Genomic DNA, 21,485 nt, shown 5'->3' with positions numbered 1-21,485 from the left:
ATGGGCTATCAAGAAACTATCCCTAGCCCTTCAGGAGGAATTCATGGACCAGAATATATCCCCAGGCATCTCCCCCTGCCCGCCCCGCCTGCCGCGCATCGGCGACCCCGCCCCCGCCTTCGAGGCCGAATCCACACACGGCGTGCTGCGCCTGGAAGACTTCAAAGGTTCCTGGCTGGTCTTCTTCTCCCATCCGGCGGACTTCACCCCGGTCTGCACCACCGAATTCCTGGCCTTCGCCGCCATCCACGGTGAGCTTCGCGCCAGAAACTGCGAACTCCTGGGCCTGTCCATCGACTCCATCTTCTCGCACATCGCCTGGGTGCGCAGCATCGAGGAAAAATTCGGGACCAAAATCGAATTTCCCCTGGTGGCCGACCTCTCGCGTCAGGTGGCCGAACTCTACGGCATGATAATGCCCGGCGAATCCAAGACCGAGACCTCGCGCTGCGTGTTCGTCATCGACCCCAAGCTCACCGTGCGCGCCGTGATCTACTATCCCCTGACCACCGGACGAAACACCGACGAGATTCTTCGACTCGTTGACGCGCTTCAGGTCACCGACGCCAACTCCGTGGGCACCCCCGCCAACTGGAGGCCCGGAGACAAGGTGATCATGCCGCCGCCACGCACCCAGGACGCCGCTGACGAGCGCGTGAAGGCCGAAGGCATCGAATGCGTGGACTGGTTCTTTTGCAAGAAGAGCCTGTAGCCGTGGCCTGCGTCAAACCCGACGGGACCCTCACCGAACTCGGACGCCAGGGACTGGAAGCACTGGCCGCCCACGGCAACGTCGACAACGCTGCCGCAGCGACCAAGCTCCCCCTGTACCGGGTGCGGATGCTGACCCGCGCCCTTATCGACGAGGGCCTTCTGGAAGAAGCCGGGGGCACGCTGCGTCCTACGCCGCTTGGGCAGGAGAAGCTGAAATTGTGAGAGGCTGGCGGGGCTTCGCCCCGGACCCCACCAGGGCTCTGCCCTGGACCCGCCAGGGGGATGATCCCCCTGGACCCTGCATTAGCTTCGCGTAACATACTGCTACAGCTTTAAATATTGCCCAATTAAAAACCCTGAAGCGCGCAAAGCCGCGCTTCAGGGTTTTTAATTCTTGAAATCGCCTTTTTCCGACCCCGCCCCCCGACTCCGACCAGAACCGGAGACTGGGGCTGGAGGCTGGGGCTGTCACGGTCGGGTTCTGGCGGGCGGGCGACGAATCGTCTTCAAATCGGTTCTCGCCCGCCCGCCAGGACACGAACGGGACAGTCCCCAGCCTCCAGACCCGCCCACCACAACACTCCCGCGCACGGCGCGAAGCGGAAAGCCGGGTCCAGGGGGAGGCTTCTCCCCCTGGCCGCCGGAGGCATCTTCTCTTATATCTTCCTCACTTAGCCACAGTACAACGATCCACCAGATACACTATCGACTGATACGGAATATCCGCATTGCGCGACAGCCCGATCTCGCAGGTGCGGCTGTTGGAGTAGCCGCGCGTGGTCTCAGGCGGCAGCTGTTCCACCAGCCCGTCCAGGGCGGCCTCGTTCAGTTCGGGGAAGTTGAAGCCGCGATCGCCAGCGAAGCCGCAGCAGTTGATGTTGCGCGGCACGGTCACGGTCTCGGCGCAGGCTTCGGCCACGGCCTTGAACTTGCCTGCGAGGCCCATCTTGATGGAGCTGCACGTGACGTGAATGGTGGCTGCTTCCGGGCTCTTGGTGAAGTGCAGCTTGTCCATGAGATTATCGTGAATGAACTCAACGATCTCGTAGATCTTGAGATCAGGTTCGATTTTCTTGCGCATGGTGTACAGGCAGGGGCTGGTGTCGAAGAGGATGGGGATGGTCCCGCCCTCGCTCACGCGTCGCAGTTCCGCCTCCAGTTCTCGGGCCTTCTGGTCGGCCTGCTCGAAGAAGCCCTTGGACTCGAAGGTCAGGCCACAGCAGAGCTCGGCCATGTTGTGCGGGAAGATCACGTCGTACCCGGCCTTGCGCAGCACGGAGAGCGTGGCCTCGTACAGGGCGCGCTGCTCCGGGTCGTCCTTGGCGGGCCCCATGGAGCGGGCCACGCAGCTGGGGAAATAGACCACCTTGAGGCCCTTGCCGCGCAGGGTGTCCGTGAAGGCCGGAGGCGTGATACCCACGGGCATCCACTTGGTCCACAGGGGGATGCGCCCTCCGGAGAGTTCGCGGAAGGATTCGGCCAGCTGCCCCATGAGCTTGGAGCCGATCAGCCTGTGCACGCCGCCCGCGACCTTGAGGCCCTGGCGCACGATGTTCAGGGTCGTGCCGTAGTTGTCGGCCACCCACTGGGCGATCTTGTGGGCGCGGGGGCTTGCGCGCTGGCCGCGCAGTTTCTTGGTGAAGCTGCCGGTGTCGATGGACACGGGGCAGACCGTGGCGCACAGGCCGTCTGCGGCGCAGGTCTGCTCGCCGAAGTATGTGTAGTGCTCCCAGAACTCCTTCATGAGGTCGTCGTCGTGGGCATGCTTGAGGCGCGCCATATGTCGTTGCAGGGCGATGCGCTGCCGCGGCGTGGAGGTGATGGAGCGCGACGGGCAGACCGGCTCGCAGAAGCCGCACTCGATGCAGCGGTCGATGATCTCGTTCACCGCAGGCATGGGTTTGAGGTTTTCCAGGTAGACCTTGGGGTTGTCGTTGATGATGACACCAGGGTTCAGCAGGTTCTCGGGGTCGAAGGCGTTTTTCAGGCGCACCATGTAGGCGTAGGCCTGCTCGCCCCACTCCATCTCCACGAAGGGTGCCATGTTGCGCCCGGTGCCGTGCTCGCCCTTGAGGGAGCCGTCGTAGCGGCCCACCACCATCTCGGCGGTCTCTTCCATGAGGAGCTGGTAGTTCTTGATCATCTGCGGCGAGCTGAAGTCCGGACAGAACACGAAGTGCAGGTTCCCCTCCAGGGCGTGTCCGAAGATGATGCCCTCGGGGAAACCGTGCCTGTGCATGAGCTCCTGGAGCTCCACGGTGCCGTGGGCCAGCTTCTCGATGGGGAAGACCACGTCCTCGATGACCACGGTGGTGCCGGGATTGCGCACCGCGCCAACAGCCGGGAACAGGCCTTTGCGGATGTTCCAGAGCTTGTTGTAGTCGGCGGGCTGGTCCATGAACACGATGGGATGGATGGGATCGATGTTGGCGACCAGGGCCTGGATGTCCTCTATCTGGCGCAGCAGGGTCTTGTCGTCGGCGGCGCGGGTCTCCACCAGGATGGCGGCTGCTGTGTCGGGCAGGCCTTTCAGGAAGGCGGGCATGCCGGGCTTGTCCTCCACGGAGCGCAGGGAGGCGCGGTCCATGAGCTCCACCGCCGAGACCGGCCCCTTCTTGAGCTGGATGGTGGCGTTGCAGGCGTCGGCGATGGTCGGGTAGTACATCATGGCCGAGGCCTTGTGCGGATGCTCCACCACGGTGCGGTAGGTGACCTCGGAGATAAAGGCCAGGGTTCCCTCGGAGCCGATCATCAAGTGCAGCAGGATGTCGATGGGGTCCGTGAAGTCCACGAAGGAGTTGATGCCGTAGCCGGTGGTGTTTTTGATCTTGAACTTGTGGCGGATGCGCTTGGAAAGCGTCTTGTTGTTGGCTATCTCATCGCGGATGGCCGCGAGTTCGCCCACAAGTTTGGGATGGCTCTTGATGAAGGCCTCGCGCGAGGCGGCGTCGGCTGTATCCAGCACGGAACCGTCCACGAAGATGAGCTTCATGGATTCCACGGTCTTGTAGCTGTTCTCGGCCGTGCCGCAGCACATGCCCGAGGCGTTGTTGGCCGCGATGCCGCCGATCATGGCCGCGTTTATCGAGGCTGGGTCCGGGCCGATCTTCTTGCCGTGCGGGGCCAATTGGACGTTGGCCTCCGCGCCGATGACGCCCGGCTCCAGGCTGATGTGCGTGGCGTGGTCATGGATGTGCAGGCCCTTCCAGGCTCCGGCCAGATAGATGAGCACCGAATCGGTGAGCGCCTGCCCGGAGAGGCTGGTCCCGGCGGTGCGGAAGGTGACCGGCACCTTGAGCTCGCTGGCGATGGCCAGCATCTTGGAGACCTCCTCGGGCGTGCGGGCCTTGACCACGATCTTGGGCACCAGCCGGTAGAAGCTGGCGTCGTCCCCGTAGGCCAGGTTGGTGAACGGGCCGCAAAACAACCTGTCCTGCGGGATGAAGGCCGCGATGCGGGCATGGTATTCCTGATAGACGCCAGGAAGCTTGGAGCAGTCGTCTTTGAGCATCGGAGGGTCTCCTTGGGAGCGTCTACCGGCGGGCGACGCAAAAAATAGTCAGGACTGCTTTCTGATTAACGCGAAAATACTGATTTGGGAAGCGACGACTCGAATTTCAGGCGCAGGAAGACCCAGGCGCGGGGCATTGGTTCCGGTGAGATGTCTTGGGGCTGTCGGGACACTCGTTCAGCCCTGTCAGGGCGCAGAGCACGACAAATCGGGTGAGGGTCCGCATTGGGGAGGACACCCGGAGAGAGTAACCTCGCTCACGATAAGCAGGCAGGCAAGCAGGAGCAGCACACGCAGGAGGGCCATACATGCTGTGTGGACCTGCATCCGGGGAAGGTCAAGGGAAAGGAAAGTCGCTTTGCCGCAGTGTCGCGTTTGTGAAAGACATGAACATGTTTTTCACAAACAAAATCAATGGTTCTCTTGGCTTAAGGCCATGTAGTGTAAGAACGTATTTTGAGAACGCCACACGAGCGAAAGGTGGGAGAGCCGGAGGCGCGGCCGGTCCACAAAGCTCTATACTACGGCAGCGGATACCTGCCGCAGGTGAACTTCTCGCCCTCGGGGCAGTAGCCCAGGCGCTCGCACTTGGCCCCGGCCACGGCGAACACCTCGGGCACGGTCAGGCGGCACAGGGAGAGCATCTTGTCGGCCAGGGCGCGTATCTCCCACTGGGCGCGGGTGCAGCAGCGCTGCTCGAAGAAGTTGAACAGGGCGCGGCAGTTCATGGTGGTCACGATGCGGGTCTCGGCGGCCTGGGGCAGCACGAAACGGGCGTCCTCCTTGGCCTTGTCCTTCCTGCCGTTGTCCTCGAGTATCGCTTTAAGATCGCGGTAGGCCGTGCCGACTTCTTCCATGAAGGCCTCGAAGCGGGCTCTGGCTTCGGGGATCTTTTTAATCGCCGGGGGCATGATGTAGTCGAAGGAGGAGGCGTCCACGTAGCGCTGGGACTGCTGGGAGTAGCTGGCGATGCGGTGGCGCACCAGCTGGTGCGTGAGCGCCCGCGACACGCCCTCGATGGCGAAGGTGAAGCTCACGTGCTCGATGGGGCTCACGTGCCCGGACTCCAGCACCTTGGCCACGAACTCGGCCTGCTTCTCGCGCGGGATTTCCCCGGCCAGCAGGCGAGGCCACATGTCGGCCACGAAACCGGCGTGGTAGCACTGGCGGAAGGCCGCGTAGATCACCGAGAGCGGCTCCGGGGTGAAGGCCAACAGGGATACGTCGAGTCTTTTGGCGGGCATGTTCTAACCTAACGGATGAATTTTCAGATGCTGGTAGGCCTTGGCCGTGGCCACGCGCCCACGCGGGGTGCGCTGTATCAGGCCGCACTGGATGAGATACGGCTCGTAGATGTCCTCCAGGGTGCGCACCTCTTCGGAGCAGGCCACGGCCAGGGTCTTCACCCCCACCGGCCCGCCCCCGAACTGCTCCACCAGGCAGGAGAGAATCTTGCGGTCCATCTGGTCCAGGCCGTGCGGGTCCACGTCCATGCGGCCAAGGGCCACGCGGGCCAGCTCCTGGTCGATGACGGGGCTACCCTGCACCACGGCGAAATCACGCACGCGCCGAAGGAGCCGACCTGATATGCGCGGCGTGCCGCGCGAGCGCTTGCCGATCTCCAGGGCCGCCTCTGGCGTGAGCGACACTCCGAGGATTTTCGCGGCGCGGGTGACGATGGCCGAGAGCTCCTGCGGGGAGTAGAAATCCAGGCGGAAGATCACCCCGAAGCGGTCACGCAGCGGCGAGGTCAGAAGCCCGATGCGGGTGGTGGCCCCAACCAGGGTGAAGGGTTCCAGGTCGATCTTCACGGTGCGCGCGCCCGGCCCCTGGCCGATGATGAGGTCCAGCTTGAAGTCCTCCATGGCCGGATAGAGGATCTCCTCAACGGCTGGGGGCATGCGGTGGATCTCGTCGATGAACAGGATGTCGTGGCGGCCCAGGTTGGTGAGGATAGCGGCCAGATCGCCGCCGCGCTCCAGCACCGGCCCGGAGGTGGTGATGAGATTCACCCCGAGCTCCGAGGACATGATCTGGGCCAGGGTGGTCTTGCCCAGGCCCGGAGGCCCGTAAAAGAGTGTGTGGTCCAGGGCCTTGCCGCGCTCGGTGGCGCTGGAAAGATACACCTGGAGGTTGGCGCGCAGGTCCTGCTGGCCGATGAAATCAGCCAGGCGCTTGGGACGGATGGTGTCGTCCGGGAGGGCGGTGGGTGTGGTCGTCATGCCTTGGCCGCCGCGATCTTCTTCAGGCACACACGGATGGCCTGGGCCACGTCAAGATCGGGCTCGGCGTCCAGGACGTCGCGCAGCAGGGGCGCGGCCTCGGACTCGGCGTAGCCCAGGTTTGTGAGCGCGGCCAGGGCGTCTCGCATCACCGAGCCGGCGGCCATGCCTCCCATCGAGGGCGTGAACGAACTGGTCTCGGAGATGTCGGCCAGGGCGTACTTGATCTCCAGGATCATGCGCTGGGCGCTCTTCTTGCCGATGCCCGGCACCTGGGACAGTGCCGTGACGTCCTCGCGGGCCGCGATCTGGGACAGGTCGTTCACGGAATAGCAGGACAGCATGGACAGCGCGGTCTTGGGGCCGAGCTTGGGGATGCCTATCAGAGCGCGGAAGGCCCGGCGCTCGTCCCCGGTCTGGAAGCCGAACAGGCGCGTGCCGTCCTCGCCGGTCTGGGCGTGCACGAAGAAGGAGGCCTCCTCGCCGCGCGCGGGCAGATTCGCCGCAGTGGGCGTGGACACGGCAAGCTCGTAGCCCACGCCGGAGGCGGTGAGCACCAGGCAGCCCTTGTCGGACTTCTCCAGCAGTTCTCCGCGCAGATAGGCGATCACAGCTCCCCCAAGAGGCGCTTGAAGCGCCGCTGATTCAGATGACACACGGCCACGGCCAGCGCGTCCGAAGCGTCGGCGGCCAGGGGTTTTCGGCATCCAAGCACCTGCGCGACCATGAAGGCCACCTGCGTTTTTTCGGCCCGACCCACGCCCACCAGACTCTTTTTCACCACCGTCGGCTCATAGGCGTGCACGCGGATTCCGGCCACGGCGCAGGCGGCCATGGCCGCGCCGCGCGCCTGACCAAGCTTGAGCGCCGAGGACGGGTTCTTGGAGACGAACACGTCCTCCATGGCGGCCTCGCCGGGCTGATGCCTGGCCAGAAGCCCGGCCAGGGCCTCGAAGATGGCCCCCAGGCGCAGGTCCATGTCGCCAAGGGACTGCACGCGGATGACCCCGGCGTCCACCAGGGTTGCCACGCCGGACTCCTCGCGCACGATGCCCCAGCCGGTGTTGCGCGAACCGGGGTCCAGGCCGAGGATGGTGACGGCGGCCATTCTTTCGGGCCTAGCCCAGTTCCGCCAGCAATTCCTCGGGCAACTCGAAGTTGGCGTGGGTCTGCTGCACGTCGTCGTTATCGTCCAGGTTGTCCATGAGCTTCAGGAGCCTGCGCCCGGTCTCCACGTCCACGTCCACGGTGTTCTTGGGGGACATGGTGACCTCGGCGGAGAGAAGCTCCATGCCAGCGTCTTCCAGGGCCTGGCGCACGGTCTCGAAAACCTCGGGAGCGGTGCTGACTTCCCAGGTGTCGTCCTGGTCCACCACGTCATCGGCTCCGGCCTCGAGAGCGGCCTCCATCAGCTGGTCCTCGGCGTACTTGGCCTTGTCCAGGGTGATGATGCCCTTCTTCTCGAACATCCAGGCCACGCAGCCGGACTCGCCCAGGGAGCCGCCGCCCTTGCCCAGAATGTGGCGGATTTCAGCCACGGTGCGGTTGCGGTTGTCCGTGGCGGCTTCCACCAGGATGGCCACGCCGCCGGGACCGTAGCCCTCATAGGTGATCTCGTCGATGTTGCCCCCGCCGAGTTCGCCCGTGCCCTTCTTGACAGCGGTCTCGATCTTGTCCTTGGGCAGGTTCACGGCCTTGGCGGCCGCGATGGCCGAACGCAGGCGGGCGTTGATGCCGGGGTCGCCGCCTCCGGCCTTGGCCGCCAGCATCAGCTCCTTGGTGACCTTGGTGAAAACCTTGCCCTTCTTGGCGTCCTGGGCGCCCTTGCGCACCTGGATGTTCTTCCATTTCGAATGTCCAGCCATCTACTCCTCCGGATATTTCTGAAGGCCCTTGAAACCGAGCCCCACGATGAACTGTTCGAAGCTCTCCGAGCGGGAGCTTTTGGGTTTGGCGGTCTTGACCTTTTCAAAGGCCCCGCGCATTGAGTCCGTAAAGGGTTTCACATCGGGACCCATGAAGATCTTGGCGACGAAGTGGCCGCCGTGTATCAGGCAAGTCCCGGCCAGGGCAAGGGCCTGCTCCACCAGCTCCAGGGAGCGGCACTGGTCGGTGACCCGCTGGCCCGTGGTTTTGGGAGCCATGTCGCTCACCACCAGCTGGAATGGTTTCCACTCCTGAAGCACGGCAGTGAACTCCGGGCCGGGGTTCAGCGCGTCCGCCACCATGAAGGTGACGTTCTCCGGGAAGGCAGTGTCCGTGGGGTTTATGTCCACGCCGAGCACTCTCCCCGTGGGACCAACCTTCTTGGCCGCGAACAGCGTCCAGGAGCCGGGCGTGGCTCCCAGGTCGAGCACCTTGATGCCGGGGCGGAGCAGCCGGAATTCGGAGTCCAGCTCCTGGAGCTTGTAGACCGAGCGGGCCGGATAGTTTTCCTGCCGGGCTCGGTTGAAATAATGGTCATGTCGTTTTTTCATGTCCCCCCCAACCTGGAACTGTAGCAAAGGGCACACGCAGATGCAAAGCCCCCCCAGGCGCCTACGCCTGACCGACGAGCTCGGGACACCCAAGACGCCAGGCCCCGGCCATGATATCGTCAGGACCTCGCGCCACAATGACTGGCTCGTCCTGGGCCTCGGCCCGGAACCAGCCGCGCTGGCCGCGTCGCTGCCTCCCGACGCGTCGGTGCGCTATCTCGAATGCCCCGCCTTCGCCGAACAGGCCGGGGAGGACTGGCGCGCCGCCATTCCGAAGAACTGGCGCGCCGTCACCTGCTTCGATCCCCACGACGACTCCAACGTGGCCGTATCCCAGAGCGCCCTGCGCCTGTTTCCGGGTTTCTGGGGGCCGGTACTGGCCGCGCTGACCCTGCCCCAGCCCGAACTGACCGACCGCTTCCCGGACAGGACCGTGTTCATGCCCGCCTCGCAGGATCGGCTCATCGTGCGCGAGGTGGCCGAAGCCCTGGGCGGACTCGGCTATCAGGTGCAGAACGTGGCCTGGGAGCACCTTCCATCCCTACTCAAGGAAGGCCGCCCCGATCTGTATCTGTCAGTCAACTTTTCAGGTCTGGACGCCTACGGGCAGGCCTTCTCGCTGCTGGAGCGCGCGGGCGTTCCCGTGGCAGTCTGGTGCGTGGACAATCCCTTCAACGCGTTGAGCGGGTTGAAAAGCCAGTTCTGGAAGGACGTGAGCCTCTTCGTCACAGACGACTGGTTCATAGGTCCTCTCAAAAGCCACGGGGCGCGCAACGTGCACCATCTCCCCCTGGCTGCGAGCCCCGCATTCTTCCGGACCGAACCGGACGCGCCGGAGCTTGCCGGGAAGCTCCTGTTCGCTGGGCGGAGCGCGTTTCCAGGCCGCGACGATTTTTTCGCGGGGCTTAAGCTCCCGGAGGCCGCCCTGGCCGAGGCCGCCAGCCTTTTTGCCCGCGGCCAGAGGCCGGACTTCGCGTGGTGGTGCAAGCGCACGGGCATCGAGCGCTACTGGCCGGGAAAACAGGCCCGGCTGGCCGCGCTGGGAGCGGAGGAAACGGGCCGAATGTGGCGCACGGCGGTCATCGAGGCGGCTGCCTCAGCCGGAGACCTGGTGCTGTGCGGGGACGATGCGTGGCGGAGCCTGGTGGATGCGAACTACTCCCTGATGCCCCCGGTGGACTACTACGGCCCCCTGGCCGGAATGTACGCATCAGCGCGATGCGTGGTGGGAGCCACCAGCCCGCTTTTGCCACGCGGACTGACCCAGCGCCATTTCGACGTGTGGGCTGCGGGGGGGCGGCTCATAAGCGATGCAACCCCCGGCCTGGAACTCTTCCCGCGCGAACTGACGGCCCCCATCACCTACAAGACACCAGCGCACGTCGCAGGAGCCGTGGCCTCCCTGGAAGAGGCCGGACCAGCCCTGGCGCAGGCATGGCGTGAGCTTATCCTGAATGAACACACCTACTCCCATCGAATCAGTTCCATCCTTGCACGCATTAAGACTTGACCCCGAGAGCAGGAATCCCTAAAGTCCACGCTTCCCAAGGGGGCGTAGCTCAGCTGGGAGAGCGCAGCGTTCGCAACGCTGAGGTCGTGAGTTCGATCCTCATCGCCTCCACCAAAGATTACGGGCACTTAGAAGAAGTTCTAGGTGCCCTTTTCTTGCTTTGTGGCACAGATTTTCGGGGATTGTGGCACAGGCTCATGTGGCACAGGCCAAAAGGGGGGCCGAAGCCCCCCACTCGCGCATTAGTTCATGCTGATTTGTGTCTGATATTCAGGGTTGGCGAGAACGTCAGGGACCGTCACCGCCTTAGTCTTTCCGTTGCCGTAGGTCAGAGTGACCTTACCGTCCTGAGTATTGATAGTCACCCCGCCGTTTAAAAAGTAACCCTGTTGCGTTTTGATCCGCCTGTGGACCGTTTCGGGGTTGTCCGGGTTAATCAGCTTCGCAATCTGGTTAGCTGGACGGCCACTAAGTTGAACCAGAAGCCATTCAGCAAGTCCCGCTGGCAGGCGTTTGTCAGAGACAAAATCATAAAGCGGCTTCATTCTATGCCAAGTGTTAAGCAAATCGGCAATGTTATTGAAAGCGGCTTCAGAATCTCTAATTGCCTGCCCCACTGAATTGATGGTATTGAAGCCGAACTCTTCTTGAATCTGCTCATATGTACGCCCAAGCACGTTTCTTGCCACATAGATAGCAAGATACTTTGGGGCTTCTGCCCTAAGCTCTTCCCACCTGTCTTTGAACTCTTCCTCATCCATTTGTTCAACCATGTCTTTCATATATGTTTCATCACCAAAGCTAGAAAAACTGATTTCTTTATCGCTTCTGTTCTTACAATAGACAGTCTCTCCCTTGCTGTTCCTAATATCCTGTCCACTTGTTTCACCGCTAAGAATCTGCTTCATAGGAAAACAGACGGCATACTCGCCGCTAGGCAGTTGCGTTCTTCCACAATCCTTAGTCTTCTTCAGGTCGCATTGATTACACATGCTCATAAATCATCGACTCCTTTTCACGGTCCTAATGGTTAAATACCCAGACAACAACGCCATTGCCATTTCACTATATTGCTTCACTTGACTTGATTTCCAATCAATAGAAACCCCGTCAAGATCGACTTTAGAGATATTCGTTGCAGATTGGTCAAGGTCATTCTTTACTTCATACAACGCCTGCTCACATTGTGCTTGTGATATGCTGGCTAGAAAGTCATACGAATTTAGCTCTACAGAGAGAGACAACAGGCAGAGCTTTCTATATGCTGATATCAATGCAATCTCTTTCTGGTCATCATCCAAGGCAAACCAAGCATCCCCACGAATCCTAGTGGTGAAATACTCATCGGCATAGTCAACATCAATATATGAATTAAATCCTACAGTAGGGAAAACAATCATTTTGCATATTCCTTTACGAAGTCGGCTACATCTTCAGCCGTATTGAGTTTAGTTGCCATCTCCATCCCGTCAGGCGTGTACTTACCTGAAGCGAATAGATCATAGCGGGGGCCTAGTATTGCTTTGAGAAGGTCAACCCGCCCCGCCGCCTGCATCCGTTCAAGCCACTCCCGATAAGTCTGAACTTGGGTTGGCGAGACATATGGGACCAACCGAGAACGGCAACGTGGATGCAAGGGCGGGACAGGAAGATTGGGGGAGTTCGCCGGGTAGGTCTTCCCGTGAAGGCTCCTACAGATTCGGCTAGTCCGGCTATCCAGTATGGCAATGAACGTAAGAGTCTGGGGCATTGTCTGGGGGTTGGCTTCGATCAGTGCAAGCTCGAAAGCCTGTCTGTCATACCTGATAGAAGTTCCCGTTATGGCATCAAGCCCAGGCTTCCCCAAGTTCAGGGACTCACGGGCAGCATTTAAAGTTGACTTGGAATCAACTTTAATCTTCTCAGCGAGGCGGGACTTCAGAGAATCCCCCAACCCCCCAACCCATTCGGTCAGATTCTTCCCGTCAATTACCATTCCACCAGCCTGAAAGGCGGGGATACTCTTGAACTTAAGATCAAAAGCTTCAAAGATCGGGGGTAAGACTCCAACTATTGATGCACCAGACTGCACAAGCTGCTGTTGTATGCGGTCATAGGTTACAGAAATTGCACTTCCGGTTACGTTTTTGTAATCGGCTATGACCGCTTGACGCTGTAAAATCGGGGCTTTTTGGTACTTATCGGCGTAGATGCTGAGATAAGCAAGGATGACGGGTAGCAGTTTGTCTACTTTATCATTTATACTAGCAAGCACCGTGCCAGAATATCCCTCAATCGCGTGTTCTAGGATGATGTATTTGTCTTCGGTGTTCATCCGCGTACCTGAATGGCATACGAAGACTCGAACGCATCACTTCTAACAGAAATAATGCTGTAAACGCGATTGTCAAGTACCAAAGTATCAGTTTTTTTCGGCTTGAAGTCACACCAGCTAGATTTTGTAAGCAGTCTCAGATCGTCAAAGAGAATATTTGTGTTGTCTACCTGACTTGACTTGTAGCGTCTGGAAATTACGCTTGCAGTAAATGACTTCTCAACAACCGTTACTTCCCCTGTTTCAGGGTCATAGTCGGAAGACTCCACACGCTTGAAGGTCGCTTCTTGAAGAGCAAATTGACAATCATTCATCAGTGCAGTTACGGCAGAGTCAACTTGTGATTTTGAAATCATACATCCCCCATTCTGGTTGAAAGTTATTGGTGAAAAGGGCGTCCACTACTAGGACACCCTTCGTTTTCGGCATCACCGTACCGGAGTCCACCATTTTATGCGGGAGGAGGAGGGAGAACCGCAGGGGCTAGCGAAAATGGCACATGGAAGACTCAAGCACCCCATGTCTCAGCGAAGTACGTCTTTTGAATTAGGATGCGAGATTTGCCCCGTTTTTGCCGTCCTGTGCTTTGCCTAAGCCCTGTTTTTTGGCCTGCTCTGACCGCTTCTGTCTGGTTGCTTCAGAGACATTGGGCGACTTCCCCAAACGGTACGGCCAGAGGGGGCAAGGCTTATGAAATTCGTAAGGCTCGAAGGCGTCACAGGATTCAGCCCCATTGGGCATACAGTCCAGGCAACGGGCTTTGATTTGCTTCAGTAGATTGCGGGAAGCTTTGGGGGGGATTTCTCCCCCCTTGTAAGGGAACAAGGCGCACTCGACTGAGTTGCAATCGTGTGCAGTGCCAGACATACACCAATGGCAAAATGCCTTCATGGCCTCTAGTGGAGTGCGCTTCTTCCCTTCAAACATATTGAAATCCTAAGAAGTGCAGTGTGGGAGGAATCCCGACTCCCCCCACTTTTGCACTTGAGTTCAGAAGTTAGGCGTTCTTGATGGCCTTCAGACGGGCAACAGAGTGGCCGTGCTGGATAGTCAGGCCGCAGTACCACTCCACCAGAATCTTACGCCAAATCTCGGAATTGCCCTGGTCATCCACGTTCATGGAGCCATTCTGGATACCGCACACGCCTTCCCCACCCATCGAAAGGGCATAGATGCTAGTGCAAGAAGCGGCAGCGGGTACGGCCTGGCCGTCCTTCTCATCGAAAGCGAGGATTTCCGCCCCGGTGTTGTCCTTGCCCACGATGCCAATCGGCACGCCCGCGTAAGCCGGGATTTGCTGGCCGAAGACACCAGAGACGGTTTCGGTAGCCTGACCAGCCGCACGCATGAGGGAGTTGACCTTGCGGCGCATGGTTTTGTTCATCAGGAGGACAGTGGGGGCAAAATCGAGGCGGTCAATCAATTCGTCCAGCATGGCGAGAGTCAGAGCAGCACCACCCGCCGCAGTGCCAGCGGTCATAAGCTGATCACCAGCAACGCGCAGTTCGAGGCCGTCGAACTCTTCGGGGGTTCCGGTAGCATCTCCCTTGATAAACGCCTTCTCAAAGCGGCGAGACATAGCCCGCACCTTCATGGCGGTCTGTTCAGCCAGAATGTCAGTGCCGTTGCTGGACTGCATAGCCAGAAGAGCGCGGTCGATCTTGATAAGACCACCGCCAATCTTGAGGGCTTCAGACTGAGGGTTGATTACTCCCTGGTCTGCCGTATATTCGGCGTTAATCGCACGGAATCCCACATTCGGGGGGGTATCTTCCAGGTTGTAGCTGTAGCTGTTGCCGTCGATACTACGGAAGGGAAGATACTGAAGAATTGCAGAGTTGGCGGGGAAAAGCTGGACAATCCCGCGCTGCAAAGGGTTCTGGTAGTATTTCAGCGATTCAACAAGAGTCATGGTAGCCATTTGTTATTTCCTTTCGGCGGCCTGATTCAGGCCGAGTGTGATTTGTTCCATTGGAGACATGGTGGAGAAGTCCACGCTTGGCTTGCCTCCCGGCCTTTTCGAGTCGGGGCCATTCGGCTCCGCTTTTTCAGTGAACATGCCCGCCTTGCTGGCAGTACGAATCCACTTCACCTGATCGGCAGGGGGAAGATTCGGGACAAGTTCCCTAAACTTTTCGGGGATGTCCTCTTTCAGTTCCTCAACCAGTGATTGAAGGGTTTCTTCTGCCTGCTTCTTGGCTGTGTTCACTTGATCGAATCTGGACTTGGGAATCATCTTCTCGCTGTTGTCGGTAGCGTTGCCGTTGTTGTCCTGATTCTGAATCTGTTCTTCGCTCATGTGTGATGCTCCTATTTAACGTCTGGCGACGATTATTTAGATTGAGCTTTCGCCCAAGCTTCATTTACAATGTCATCCCACTCTTCAATGCTAATGCGTACCATTCCAGTAGGGGCTTTGTTAGAAAAGCCATACTCAAGTGGGACGATGTAGTTCAGATTATTGCACAGTGACACAAAGCCATCTGATAGCTTCCACTTGCTCAATACATCCCGCACTTTATTGATAGTAGCCGTGCCTTCTTTGTCGTATTGATTAAGGGAGCGGTCTTCGATGTAACGTCCATTGGCGGGTTGCCAGTTGGCTTTAGCCCTTCCAGTATCAACAGGTGTTCGTTGAATGATTCGTGTGAACAGTTCGATAACCGCTTCACGAAAAGGCTTTTCAAACTCTGCCATTAGCATTTCTTCAAACTGCTTTGGCGTATGTGAGAATGTGACATTAAACTTCATTGGTAATGGCCTTCCGTTCCTGTTGCAGTTCGACCAGATACGCTAGGGCATCTTCTCTAGTTGCTATGTCTGGGTTTCGCTCCATAACAATATCAACCTGACTGATAACCCCCAAAGCAATGAGTGCTTCCCACGCTGAAGCCTGTTCAGTAGGGGAAATGACGGGCTTGTTGTCGAAGAAGTCAATGCTGAGAGTAGCCTTGTCGGAAAGCTTCTTTGTGTTGTGGACGTTGTTGACGATACGGAAGATGTCGAATAGTTGCCTCTCGTATGTACGCCAGAGTTCACAATCATCCCGCCGAAGTTCTTCAAGCTCAGAATTGGATACCTGTTTGGATATGCCAGACTCTTCTACAGGATCAGTAGAGAGGGAAGCAGCGGGAAGCCCGTTGGTTATGGCTGTCCACTTGAGAAGCTGGTCAATGGCCTGGATAGTCTCTGTGATCTTGGCTTCTTGAGACTCGAACCCCAAAGCCCCATCCTCCGGCAGTTCAACCAGGGAGCCAGGGTCAACCCGGAGATGACCGGAACCAGCAACCCCACGAATCCACCCAACCCCGAAAGCCTGATGCCGAAGCACATGGAGCAGATCGACCAGCTTGGAGTTGACGGCAAGCTGGCAGCTAATGAGGTCATCACCACCAGGGAGCCAGAAATCAGAGGCGGGGGCGTAATCCCAACAGGCTATGAAGGGGACTTGCTTGTATGGGTTGGGGATGCTTTCGAGAACAGTCCCCCGGTAGTCCTTCAGGACGTAGGTTTCAGCGGTCCAGATAGAGAAAGTCACTTCATCAGGACGGCCAAGACTCCCCCAATTCGTGACAATGACCTTGAGCAGTTCGGACGGGGTATCCCCCCACTCGCAATCAACGAAGTCAGGGGTCAGAATGTCCAAGTCCATCTTGTTGGAACGCCAGACAGGACGAATCAGGACGGTCTTCAACAGCTTGGTATAGCGGGAAGCCTGCTTGAGCTTGATGTCAAGCATTGAAGACTCCACAATCTGAGCGAAGACTTCCTTATCAGAATCAGTGCCATCTACCACGCGACGGGGCGGCTCTTGGTAAGTCTGTGCAAGCTGGTTGATGCACTTCTTGACTATGTTCAATGAGGCCAGTTGCAGAAGCTCAGGCTCGGAAAAGTCTTTCAACTGGTTCAGGGTATGGAGTTCGTGTATATCGTGGTATAGCTCTAAACGCTTTTGAGCCTCTTCCTTACGCTGATTGTCAGGGAATTTGATGTCTTGGATTACTGGATAATATAACATTTACATGCCTTGGTAATAGTAGAATGGAACACAGACGCTATGCATGAAAGCAAACTCTGAAGCCCCCAAGTCGTCTGTGTAGGGTTGCTCCGTATAGATGCCGCCTATCTCTTTGACTCTGAACAGGGCTTGTATTTCGTCTGCAACATCAAGCCCCTTCATCCCGCCGAACTTCAATGGAGTGTGAACGTCAAAGATGGCGATTCCAGGGATTCTTGTAAGTGGTTCGTCTTCTCCTTTCTCAAGGATAGAACCCCGCCCCGTTTTGACTGTGACTCTCACCCACTGAACTTCCCGCTTGATGCTATGGGGAACTGCTTGGGCGTATTCGACTTCACAAGAATTGAACTTGAGAACAAAATAGGCTTGAAGTGCTTTTGTAACTTGAGCGGATGTCATCTAAACCGCCTGTGAGATTCGTGCGCCGTCAAGTTTGACGTAGCTACTGAAGAAGTTTGGGATATCTGTTTCTTGAAGCGTCAATGCTGCATAGTGCTGGTGCATTTTCTCAACTTGGCTGTATGCGTGGCATCCTGTCTTACATACGAGTTCCAAAGAACCCCCAAGCAGGAAACACAGAGACTTCTTCGGGCTTTTGTTTCTGCAAAGGATGTTGCCAATGCGGTACATGCTGAGAACTGCATTACGAGCAGCGAAGATAGACCAGCAGGCAGAGTAAACCCTATCGTCTGGGAAGTTCCGCTTGTTAGAACTGCCGAACTGGAACTTTCCAGTCTTCGACTCACTGTAGATGAAGGTTCGCATCTCAGTGATTAGGGGGGCGTTGGTTGGAATATGAAGCCGCCCTTCTTTTGCAACCCGGTGCATCTCAAGAAATGCGGAGTTCTGACGGGTATTGGTCGCTGATACAGATTCGTTGGGAATCTTCTGGGAATCGAGCCACGGCGTTATATCGTGCGTCTCGTAATCTTCCATCGTTACGTTGGTCAGTGTGTAACGCTCATGGTCTTCAAGTATGGCCTTCTTGATTTCAGCGGCAGTGTTGGGGGCTATTGCCTTCTGGTTGAGAACGTAGACATGAGGCTCCCCAGAGATTGAGGCAACTTTAAGCGTGACAGTCCAGATAGTACCATCGCCGCCCCACAACTTTTTAGCCCGGTCAAGTCCACCTGTGACGATGTACTGTCTACCGCCCACAAGCTCCTTCAGGGCTTCAGCAGATACGGGCATTGTGTAAGAATCTTTGCACTTCTCTAAAACGTCTGAAGGGAAAAGGTCATGCACTCCTGACCCACGCTTCCCCAACGTATCCCGCTGAAACTCTGCATCTAGCGTTACTGCCCTGTTTGTTGCCGCCGTGTTGCGGTCAATCCAGCGAGGAGCCTTTTCACAATACTCCTCAAAATCTTTATATTCTAGGTGCTTTGAGTAGATGCGGGGGTTTTCGGCGGCTTCTACTTGCAGGGAATGAACAGGGCCACCTATTACGTCAACGTTTGTGTCAATAAGTACAATAGAGTTCTTCGAGTCCATCAAACCAGCTAGAAAAGCATTGAATGGGCGCAAATCAGGGGAGATGTGCATGTCACTTGTCCAAAGGACACTGACCTTATCTCCAAAGGCACTTGCAGGGTTGGGCGCGACAATAGTAATGCTTCCGCCCATCTCATCAAACTGAATAGTACCACGGGACGGAAACACCTTGAAATGCGGGGAAAGCTTGGGCGTGTGAGAGATAATACCAGCCATCGGCTTGAACATCGTCCGTAATCCGTGGTCATCGGTGCAAGGTAGAGCTATAATGTTCTGGTTCTCCCTGGACATTACAAGCCAGAGAATCACCAACTGCCACATGGTAGACTTGGAATGCCTACGGGGCATACAGGTCATTATGATATTGTGGCTGAAGTTACCGCGCTCATCCACGGCCAAAGCATCCCGCAGGATGTCAGTTTGCCACTGCTCCAGTTGCAAGGGATGGAAAAGCCCGTCATCGTGTTTTATGTGGGGCTTGATGTCCTGAAGCCAGTTCTTGAACCCCGCATAGCCGGGGGCGTTCCAACGGGTTAGAGCCAGGTCTTTCTTACTAGCCAACAGCAGCCCCCCAGAAGTCAGATTCAGGTGCAGGGGTAGGCTCTACAGGATGGGGTTGGGGGATGGCCTTGGGCTTCGGAAGGAGTTTGAAGGTCTTATTGAAGAGCTTGAGCGTCCTGTTATACTCAGGGCCAAGACCACCAGCAGCCTCTAGTCTGTCGAGTTCCACACGCAATGCGGCCAGTGTGCGGCAAACGTCCTTAGAGAACTGAGTTTTGCACTCAAGATCAATTTCATACTTGGCCTGATATATCCTGGCCCGCTTCTCCAGTGGGTGAAGCTTCGGATTGTTGCGGCTTGCTGCTCTTGGCATGTTCATCATTCCCGGTGTTCCTGTTGTGTTCCTGTACTGTACCCTTGTAATAGTATATGCAATGGTATCTTTAGCAGTTCTACCTTGTATAGCTTGAGGCAATAAAAAAGCCCCCATGTAGGGGGCTAGTGCGTATCGTATGGCGGGGGATGGCTACTTTATATCAAGCCGGGATAGTACACGCTGGACTTGGAGTAAGCCCCACTGCTTCCCGCGTACAGTCAGGATGCCAAGGGCGTTCAGTTCGTCCACCATGCGCCTCTGAGTGAATCCCTGTGCCTTGAACCCCGTCAGTACAGGGCGCAACCTTTCAGCATCTTCCATAGCCTGCGAGCGTTGCATAGCAGCCATTTCCTTGATGCGGGGATTGCCTAACTGCTTCCCTCTGGCCTTCACTTGAGCAAGGGCTTCCTTGGTTCTGGCAGAGATACGCTGTGCCTCATGCTCCGCAAACGCGGCCATAATGTGAATGGTCATGTTGTTGGCCTCTGGGAGATCACAGGCAACAAATGGGACTTTTGCTTCCATTAAGCCGCTGATAAAATTCACATTCCTTGCCAGACGGTCTAGCTTGGCAATAATGAGCTTGGCCTTGTTCTTCTTACAGAAGGCCATAGCCTCCCGAAGCTGGGGGCGTTTGGAGAGGGCGTTGCTGCCCTTGCCTGTTTCAACCTCTGTGAACTCCCTCAAGAGCGTCCACTTCCCGCCATTAAGGTAGGAGGTTACGGCTTCTTTTTGAGCGTCCAGGCCAAGGCCGGATGACCCCTGGCGGGCTGTCGAGACTCGATAATATGCGACAAACTTGCCTTCCATGACCATTCCCCCTTGCTTGACTAAAACTCTATACGAAGGTTTGTATGTAGTCAAGCTAGAAAATGCCCAGGAATCTGGGCTATTACTGGGTTTTGTGGCGTTTCCCGCTGGGATATCGTGTAGTGGTGAAGACGATAGATGCTATTTAAAATTTCTATAGAATGGGGAGGGGCGAAGGCTGGGAGAGTTACCGTTTTTCAGTGTCCGGGATTATTTCTGAGTCGGGAAATACCGTCAGTAACATAGCTAGGGACGGTAATGTAAGAAAGGGCCTAACAGCCCTTTCTTCGTGGTCCAAACTAAATGAATAGGCTATTCATCGAAGTATGATTTCATAACGCCGTTTCGAATTATGTCTATACTGAATGCACTAACTCTCGATTTCCACTCTACAAGCTTAGGATCGAGTGGAGTCGGTAGCGTTACAATCTTCCTTATTAAAGATCGTACTGTCTCTTTACAGGAATTGCATGGATAAAATTCTTCATCGACTAACTCAGAAATTTCCTTAATAACGTCAAATGAACAGGAAGCATCTTTTCCAATGTGTGTGTTGAAAGCATTCTTCAGGTGCTCGATAAGAGTGCGCGTTTTGTTGCTTTCTTCAGCATGAAAGCTGTCTTCATAATAGCCCTCATCTTTAAGTTCTTGAACCAAGTCCCACCCATTTTCACATTCAGACTTGTTAGGGTCTTGTTTAAAGTTTACGAACTTCGAACATGTTTCGATGGCAAATTCCAGTCCCATAAAAATATCCTTCTTGTTAGATTGTTACTCCGAAAATGTGGGCGCGAAGTTCGGGGTTGTTGACTACTTCTTCACAACAAAGCTCAATCTCGAAATCCACTACATCCCCCCAGGTCACAGGCTCCAGGGGAACCCCGCCGTCTGTGTAGTTTGTGAGCTGCAAGGGATGCATACCGCTGTCAAAAAGCTCCTTTGCTGTTGGACGATAAGCAAGCCCTTTCATCCCCGAACGCTCTTCCCATTCCTTTTCCGTCTGAGACACTTTGTCCATAAAGCCTCCTTTCCTCTGTGTTGATGGCGATACATTCTCATACTACAGAGGTTTTGTCAAGGGGAGAATTGAGGGGGCGGGAGAATAATTGAATGAGTGTCAGACGTCAAGAGAATTATATGTTTTAGATATATTTTTGTTGACGGGTTTTGAGGAAAGCACAAATGTCGGATTATCTGTCGGCGACCGCCCCTATGGGTCCATTCGATGTTCACCCAATGGAGCCACCGGATGTTCACCTAATGGAGCCACCCAGTGCTCACGCAATGGGGCCATTTGATGATCAGGTAATGGAGCCAGTCTAGCCTGGCCGAACCGGGTTTCGGACCTTCGAGATGCCACGTATTTCCGCCGGATTCACGAGCGGGAGGTACGCGGGATGTCCAATCGGAGGTTCGAGATGTTTGAATATCGCCATGCTCTTGTCCGGATGCGCCTTGGCGAATCGGACAGGCAGATAGCCAAGACACACCTCATGGGCCGCAGAAAGCTGGCCCAGGTCCGAGAGATAGCCGAAACT

The 21,485-nt window shown here is 56.8% G+C and carries 24 protein-coding genes and 1 tRNA gene; 4 read left to right on the top strand and 21 right to left on the bottom strand.

Annotated elements, in window-relative coordinates; all coding sequences use genetic code 11:
* The first annotated feature begins 43 nt into the window (after positions 1-43).
* Both G453_RS0115660 and G453_RS0115655 read left to right on the top strand, forming a co-directional pair.
* The gene (locus G453_RS0115660; RefSeq protein WP_051272501.1) at positions 44-712 is read left to right on the top strand and encodes a peroxiredoxin; all 669 of its coding nucleotides are present in this window, start codon (positions 44-46) and stop codon (positions 710-712) included.
* Positions 676-936 carry a hypothetical protein gene (locus G453_RS0115655; protein ID WP_156920970.1) on the top strand — a complete coding sequence of 87 codons (261 nt, stop codon included), beginning with the start codon at positions 676-678 and terminating at the stop codon, positions 934-936. Before G453_RS0115660 ends, G453_RS0115655 begins: the two co-directional genes overlap by 37 nt.
* Before the next feature lie 445 nt (positions 937-1,381).
* Here G453_RS0115655 and G453_RS0115650 read toward each other — a convergent pair whose 3' ends face one another.
* The 7 genes from G453_RS0115650 to G453_RS0115620 all read right to left on the bottom strand — a co-directional run bounded on the left by G453_RS0115650 (position 1,382) and on the right by G453_RS0115620 (position 8,924).
* Positions 1,382-4,225: an FAD-binding and (Fe-S)-binding domain-containing protein gene (locus G453_RS0115650; RefSeq protein WP_027191814.1), complete on the bottom strand. Its 2,844-nt coding sequence runs from the start codon at positions 4,223-4,225 to the stop codon at positions 1,382-1,384.
* A gap of 521 nt (positions 4,226-4,746) precedes the next feature.
* The gene (gene thyX, locus G453_RS0115645) at positions 4,747-5,469 is read right to left on the bottom strand and encodes an FAD-dependent thymidylate synthase (protein ID WP_027191813.1); all 723 of its coding nucleotides are present in this window, start codon (positions 5,467-5,469) and stop codon (positions 4,747-4,749) included.
* Between the two features lie 3 nt (positions 5,470-5,472).
* The gene (gene ruvB / locus G453_RS0115640; RefSeq protein WP_027191812.1) at positions 5,473-6,447 is read right to left on the bottom strand and encodes a Holliday junction branch migration DNA helicase RuvB; all 975 of its coding nucleotides are present in this window, start codon (positions 6,445-6,447) and stop codon (positions 5,473-5,475) included.
* Positions 6,444-7,058, bottom strand: coding sequence for a Holliday junction branch migration protein RuvA (ruvA, locus tag G453_RS0115635; protein WP_027191811.1), 615 nt, complete (start codon positions 7,056-7,058; stop codon positions 6,444-6,446). Before ruvA ends, ruvB begins: the two co-directional genes overlap by 4 nt.
* The gene (gene ruvC, locus G453_RS0115630; RefSeq protein ID WP_027191810.1) at positions 7,055-7,555 is read right to left on the bottom strand and encodes a crossover junction endodeoxyribonuclease RuvC; all 501 of its coding nucleotides are present in this window, start codon (positions 7,553-7,555) and stop codon (positions 7,055-7,057) included. Before ruvC ends, ruvA begins: the two co-directional genes overlap by 4 nt.
* A gap of 10 nt (positions 7,556-7,565) precedes the next feature.
* Complete coding sequence (locus G453_RS0115625; protein WP_027191809.1) at positions 7,566-8,312, bottom strand: YebC/PmpR family DNA-binding transcriptional regulator; 747 nt, start codon at positions 8,310-8,312, stop codon at positions 7,566-7,568.
* The gene (locus tag G453_RS0115620) at positions 8,313-8,924 is read right to left on the bottom strand and encodes an RlmE family RNA methyltransferase (protein ID WP_027191808.1); all 612 of its coding nucleotides are present in this window, start codon (positions 8,922-8,924) and stop codon (positions 8,313-8,315) included.
* Positions 8,925-8,964: 40 nt separating this feature from the next.
* Here G453_RS0115620 and G453_RS0115615 point away from each other — a divergent pair, with 40 nt between their 5' ends.
* On the top strand, positions 8,965-10,434 hold the full coding sequence (locus tag G453_RS0115615; RefSeq protein WP_027191807.1) for a glycosyltransferase family protein: 1,470 nt from the start codon (positions 8,965-8,967) through the stop codon (positions 10,432-10,434).
* A gap of 38 nt (positions 10,435-10,472) precedes the next feature.
* Positions 10,473-10,548, top strand: a tRNA-Ala gene (locus G453_RS0115610).
* Between the two features lie 128 nt (positions 10,549-10,676).
* Here the strand turns inward: G453_RS0115610 and G453_RS0115605 are convergent.
* From G453_RS0115605 to G453_RS0115555, 14 genes are all read right to left on the bottom strand, one after another.
* Positions 10,677-11,432 (bottom strand): hypothetical protein, encoded by a 756-nt coding sequence (locus G453_RS0115605; protein ID WP_027191806.1) that lies wholly within the window; start codon positions 11,430-11,432, stop codon positions 10,677-10,679.
* Positions 11,433-11,435: 3 nt separating this feature from the next.
* Positions 11,436-11,834, bottom strand: coding sequence for a hypothetical protein (locus G453_RS0115600; protein ID WP_027191805.1), 399 nt, complete (start codon positions 11,832-11,834; stop codon positions 11,436-11,438).
* Complete coding sequence (locus G453_RS0115595; protein WP_027191804.1) at positions 11,831-12,748, bottom strand: minor capsid protein; 918 nt, start codon at positions 12,746-12,748, stop codon at positions 11,831-11,833. Before G453_RS0115595 ends, G453_RS0115600 begins: the two co-directional genes overlap by 4 nt.
* A complete protein-coding gene (locus G453_RS28105; protein WP_156920969.1) occupies positions 12,745-13,104 on the bottom strand; it encodes a hypothetical protein in 360 nt (119 codons plus the stop codon). The genes G453_RS0115595 and G453_RS28105 overlap by 4 nt, the downstream gene beginning before the upstream one ends.
* 641 nt (positions 13,105-13,745) lie before the next feature.
* Positions 13,746-14,669: a major capsid protein gene (locus tag G453_RS0115590; RefSeq protein ID WP_027191803.1), complete on the bottom strand. Its 924-nt coding sequence runs from the start codon at positions 14,667-14,669 to the stop codon at positions 13,746-13,748.
* Positions 14,670-14,672: 3 nt separating this feature from the next.
* Entirely contained in the window at positions 14,673-15,047 is a 375-nt protein-coding gene (locus tag G453_RS0115585; protein WP_027191802.1) for a hypothetical protein, read from the bottom strand.
* A 32-nt stretch (positions 15,048-15,079) separates the two neighbouring features.
* Complete coding sequence (locus tag G453_RS28100) at positions 15,080-15,499, bottom strand: hypothetical protein (RefSeq protein ID WP_156920968.1); 420 nt, start codon at positions 15,497-15,499, stop codon at positions 15,080-15,082.
* Complete coding sequence (locus tag G453_RS0115580; protein ID WP_027191801.1) at positions 15,489-16,766, bottom strand: hypothetical protein; 1,278 nt, start codon at positions 16,764-16,766, stop codon at positions 15,489-15,491. The genes G453_RS28100 and G453_RS0115580 overlap by 11 nt, the downstream gene beginning before the upstream one ends.
* Positions 16,767-17,165: a hypothetical protein gene (locus G453_RS0115575; protein WP_027191800.1), complete on the bottom strand. Its 399-nt coding sequence runs from the start codon at positions 17,163-17,165 to the stop codon at positions 16,767-16,769.
* Positions 17,166-18,821 carry a hypothetical protein gene (locus G453_RS0115570; protein WP_027191799.1) on the bottom strand — a complete coding sequence of 552 codons (1,656 nt, stop codon included), beginning with the start codon at positions 18,819-18,821 and terminating at the stop codon, positions 17,166-17,168.
* On the bottom strand, positions 18,814-19,143 hold the full coding sequence (locus G453_RS0115565; RefSeq protein WP_027191798.1) for a hypothetical protein: 330 nt from the start codon (positions 19,141-19,143) through the stop codon (positions 18,814-18,816). The genes G453_RS0115570 and G453_RS0115565 overlap by 8 nt, the downstream gene beginning before the upstream one ends.
* A gap of 144 nt (positions 19,144-19,287) precedes the next feature.
* Positions 19,288-19,947: a recombinase family protein gene (locus G453_RS0115560; RefSeq protein WP_027191797.1), complete on the bottom strand. Its 660-nt coding sequence runs from the start codon at positions 19,945-19,947 to the stop codon at positions 19,288-19,290.
* A 312-nt stretch (positions 19,948-20,259) separates the two neighbouring features.
* On the bottom strand, positions 20,260-20,694 hold the full coding sequence (locus G453_RS28095; protein WP_156920967.1) for a hypothetical protein: 435 nt from the start codon (positions 20,692-20,694) through the stop codon (positions 20,260-20,262).
* A 16-nt stretch (positions 20,695-20,710) separates the two neighbouring features.
* Positions 20,711-20,965 carry a hypothetical protein gene (locus G453_RS0115555; protein ID WP_027191796.1) on the bottom strand — a complete coding sequence of 85 codons (255 nt, stop codon included), beginning with the start codon at positions 20,963-20,965 and terminating at the stop codon, positions 20,711-20,713.
* Between the last annotated feature and the right edge of the window lie 520 nt (positions 20,966-21,485).

This window comes from Fundidesulfovibrio putealis DSM 16056 (assembly GCF_000429325.1).
GTDB lineage: Bacteria > Desulfobacterota > Desulfovibrionia > Desulfovibrionales > Desulfovibrionaceae > Fundidesulfovibrio > Fundidesulfovibrio putealis.
This window is presented reverse-complemented; position numbering and strand designations above follow the sequence as displayed.

Bases quoted from the DNA above. Each gene is read 5' to 3' on its own strand.
- G453_RS0115660 (WP_051272501.1), top strand. From the start codon at position 44: ATGGACCAGAATATATCCCCAGGCATCTCCCCCTGCCCGCCCCGCCTG.
- ruvC (WP_027191810.1), bottom strand. From the start codon at position 7,555: ATGGCCGCCGTCACCATCCTCGGCCTGGACCCCGGTTCGCGCAACACC.
- thyX (WP_027191813.1), bottom strand. From the start codon at position 5,469: ATGCCCGCCAAAAGACTCGACGTATCCCTGTTGGCCTTCACCCCGGAG.
- G453_RS0115650 (WP_027191814.1), bottom strand. From the start codon at position 4,225: ATGCTCAAAGACGACTGCTCCAAGCTTCCTGGCGTCTATCAGGAATAC.
- G453_RS0115565 (WP_027191798.1), bottom strand. From the start codon at position 19,143: ATGATGAACATGCCAAGAGCAGCAAGCCGCAACAATCCGAAGCTTCAC.
- ruvB (WP_027191812.1), bottom strand. From the start codon at position 6,447: ATGACGACCACACCCACCGCCCTCCCGGACGACACCATCCGTCCCAAG.
- G453_RS0115615 (WP_027191807.1), top strand. From the start codon at position 8,965: ATGCAAAGCCCCCCCAGGCGCCTACGCCTGACCGACGAGCTCGGGACA.
- G453_RS0115580 (WP_027191801.1), bottom strand. From the start codon at position 16,766: ATGTTATATTATCCAGTAATCCAAGACATCAAATTCCCTGACAATCAG.
- G453_RS0115595 (WP_027191804.1), bottom strand. From the start codon at position 12,748: ATGAACACCGAAGACAAATACATCATCCTAGAACACGCGATTGAGGGA.
- G453_RS0115555 (WP_027191796.1), bottom strand. From the start codon at position 20,965: ATGGACAAAGTGTCTCAGACGGAAAAGGAATGGGAAGAGCGTTCGGGG.
- G453_RS0115600 (WP_027191805.1), bottom strand. From the start codon at position 11,834: ATGATTGTTTTCCCTACTGTAGGATTTAATTCATATATTGATGTTGAC.
- G453_RS0115590 (WP_027191803.1), bottom strand. From the start codon at position 14,669: ATGGCTACCATGACTCTTGTTGAATCGCTGAAATACTACCAGAACCCT.
- G453_RS0115625 (WP_027191809.1), bottom strand. From the start codon at position 8,312: ATGGCTGGACATTCGAAATGGAAGAACATCCAGGTGCGCAAGGGCGCC.
- G453_RS0115620 (WP_027191808.1), bottom strand. From the start codon at position 8,924: ATGAAAAAACGACATGACCATTATTTCAACCGAGCCCGGCAGGAAAAC.
- G453_RS0115585 (WP_027191802.1), bottom strand. From the start codon at position 15,047: ATGAGCGAAGAACAGATTCAGAATCAGGACAACAACGGCAACGCTACC.
- G453_RS28105 (WP_156920969.1), bottom strand. From the start codon at position 13,104: ATGATTTCAAAATCACAAGTTGACTCTGCCGTAACTGCACTGATGAAT.
- G453_RS28095 (WP_156920967.1), bottom strand. From the start codon at position 20,694: ATGGGACTGGAATTTGCCATCGAAACATGTTCGAAGTTCGTAAACTTT.
- G453_RS0115655 (WP_156920970.1), top strand. From the start codon at position 676: ATGCGTGGACTGGTTCTTTTGCAAGAAGAGCCTGTAGCCGTGGCCTGC.
- G453_RS0115605 (WP_027191806.1), bottom strand. From the start codon at position 11,432: ATGAGCATGTGTAATCAATGCGACCTGAAGAAGACTAAGGATTGTGGA.
- G453_RS28100 (WP_156920968.1), bottom strand. From the start codon at position 15,499: ATGAAGTTTAATGTCACATTCTCACATACGCCAAAGCAGTTTGAAGAA.
- G453_RS0115560 (WP_027191797.1), bottom strand. From the start codon at position 19,947: ATGGAAGGCAAGTTTGTCGCATATTATCGAGTCTCGACAGCCCGCCAG.
- G453_RS0115575 (WP_027191800.1), bottom strand. From the start codon at position 17,165: ATGACATCCGCTCAAGTTACAAAAGCACTTCAAGCCTATTTTGTTCTC.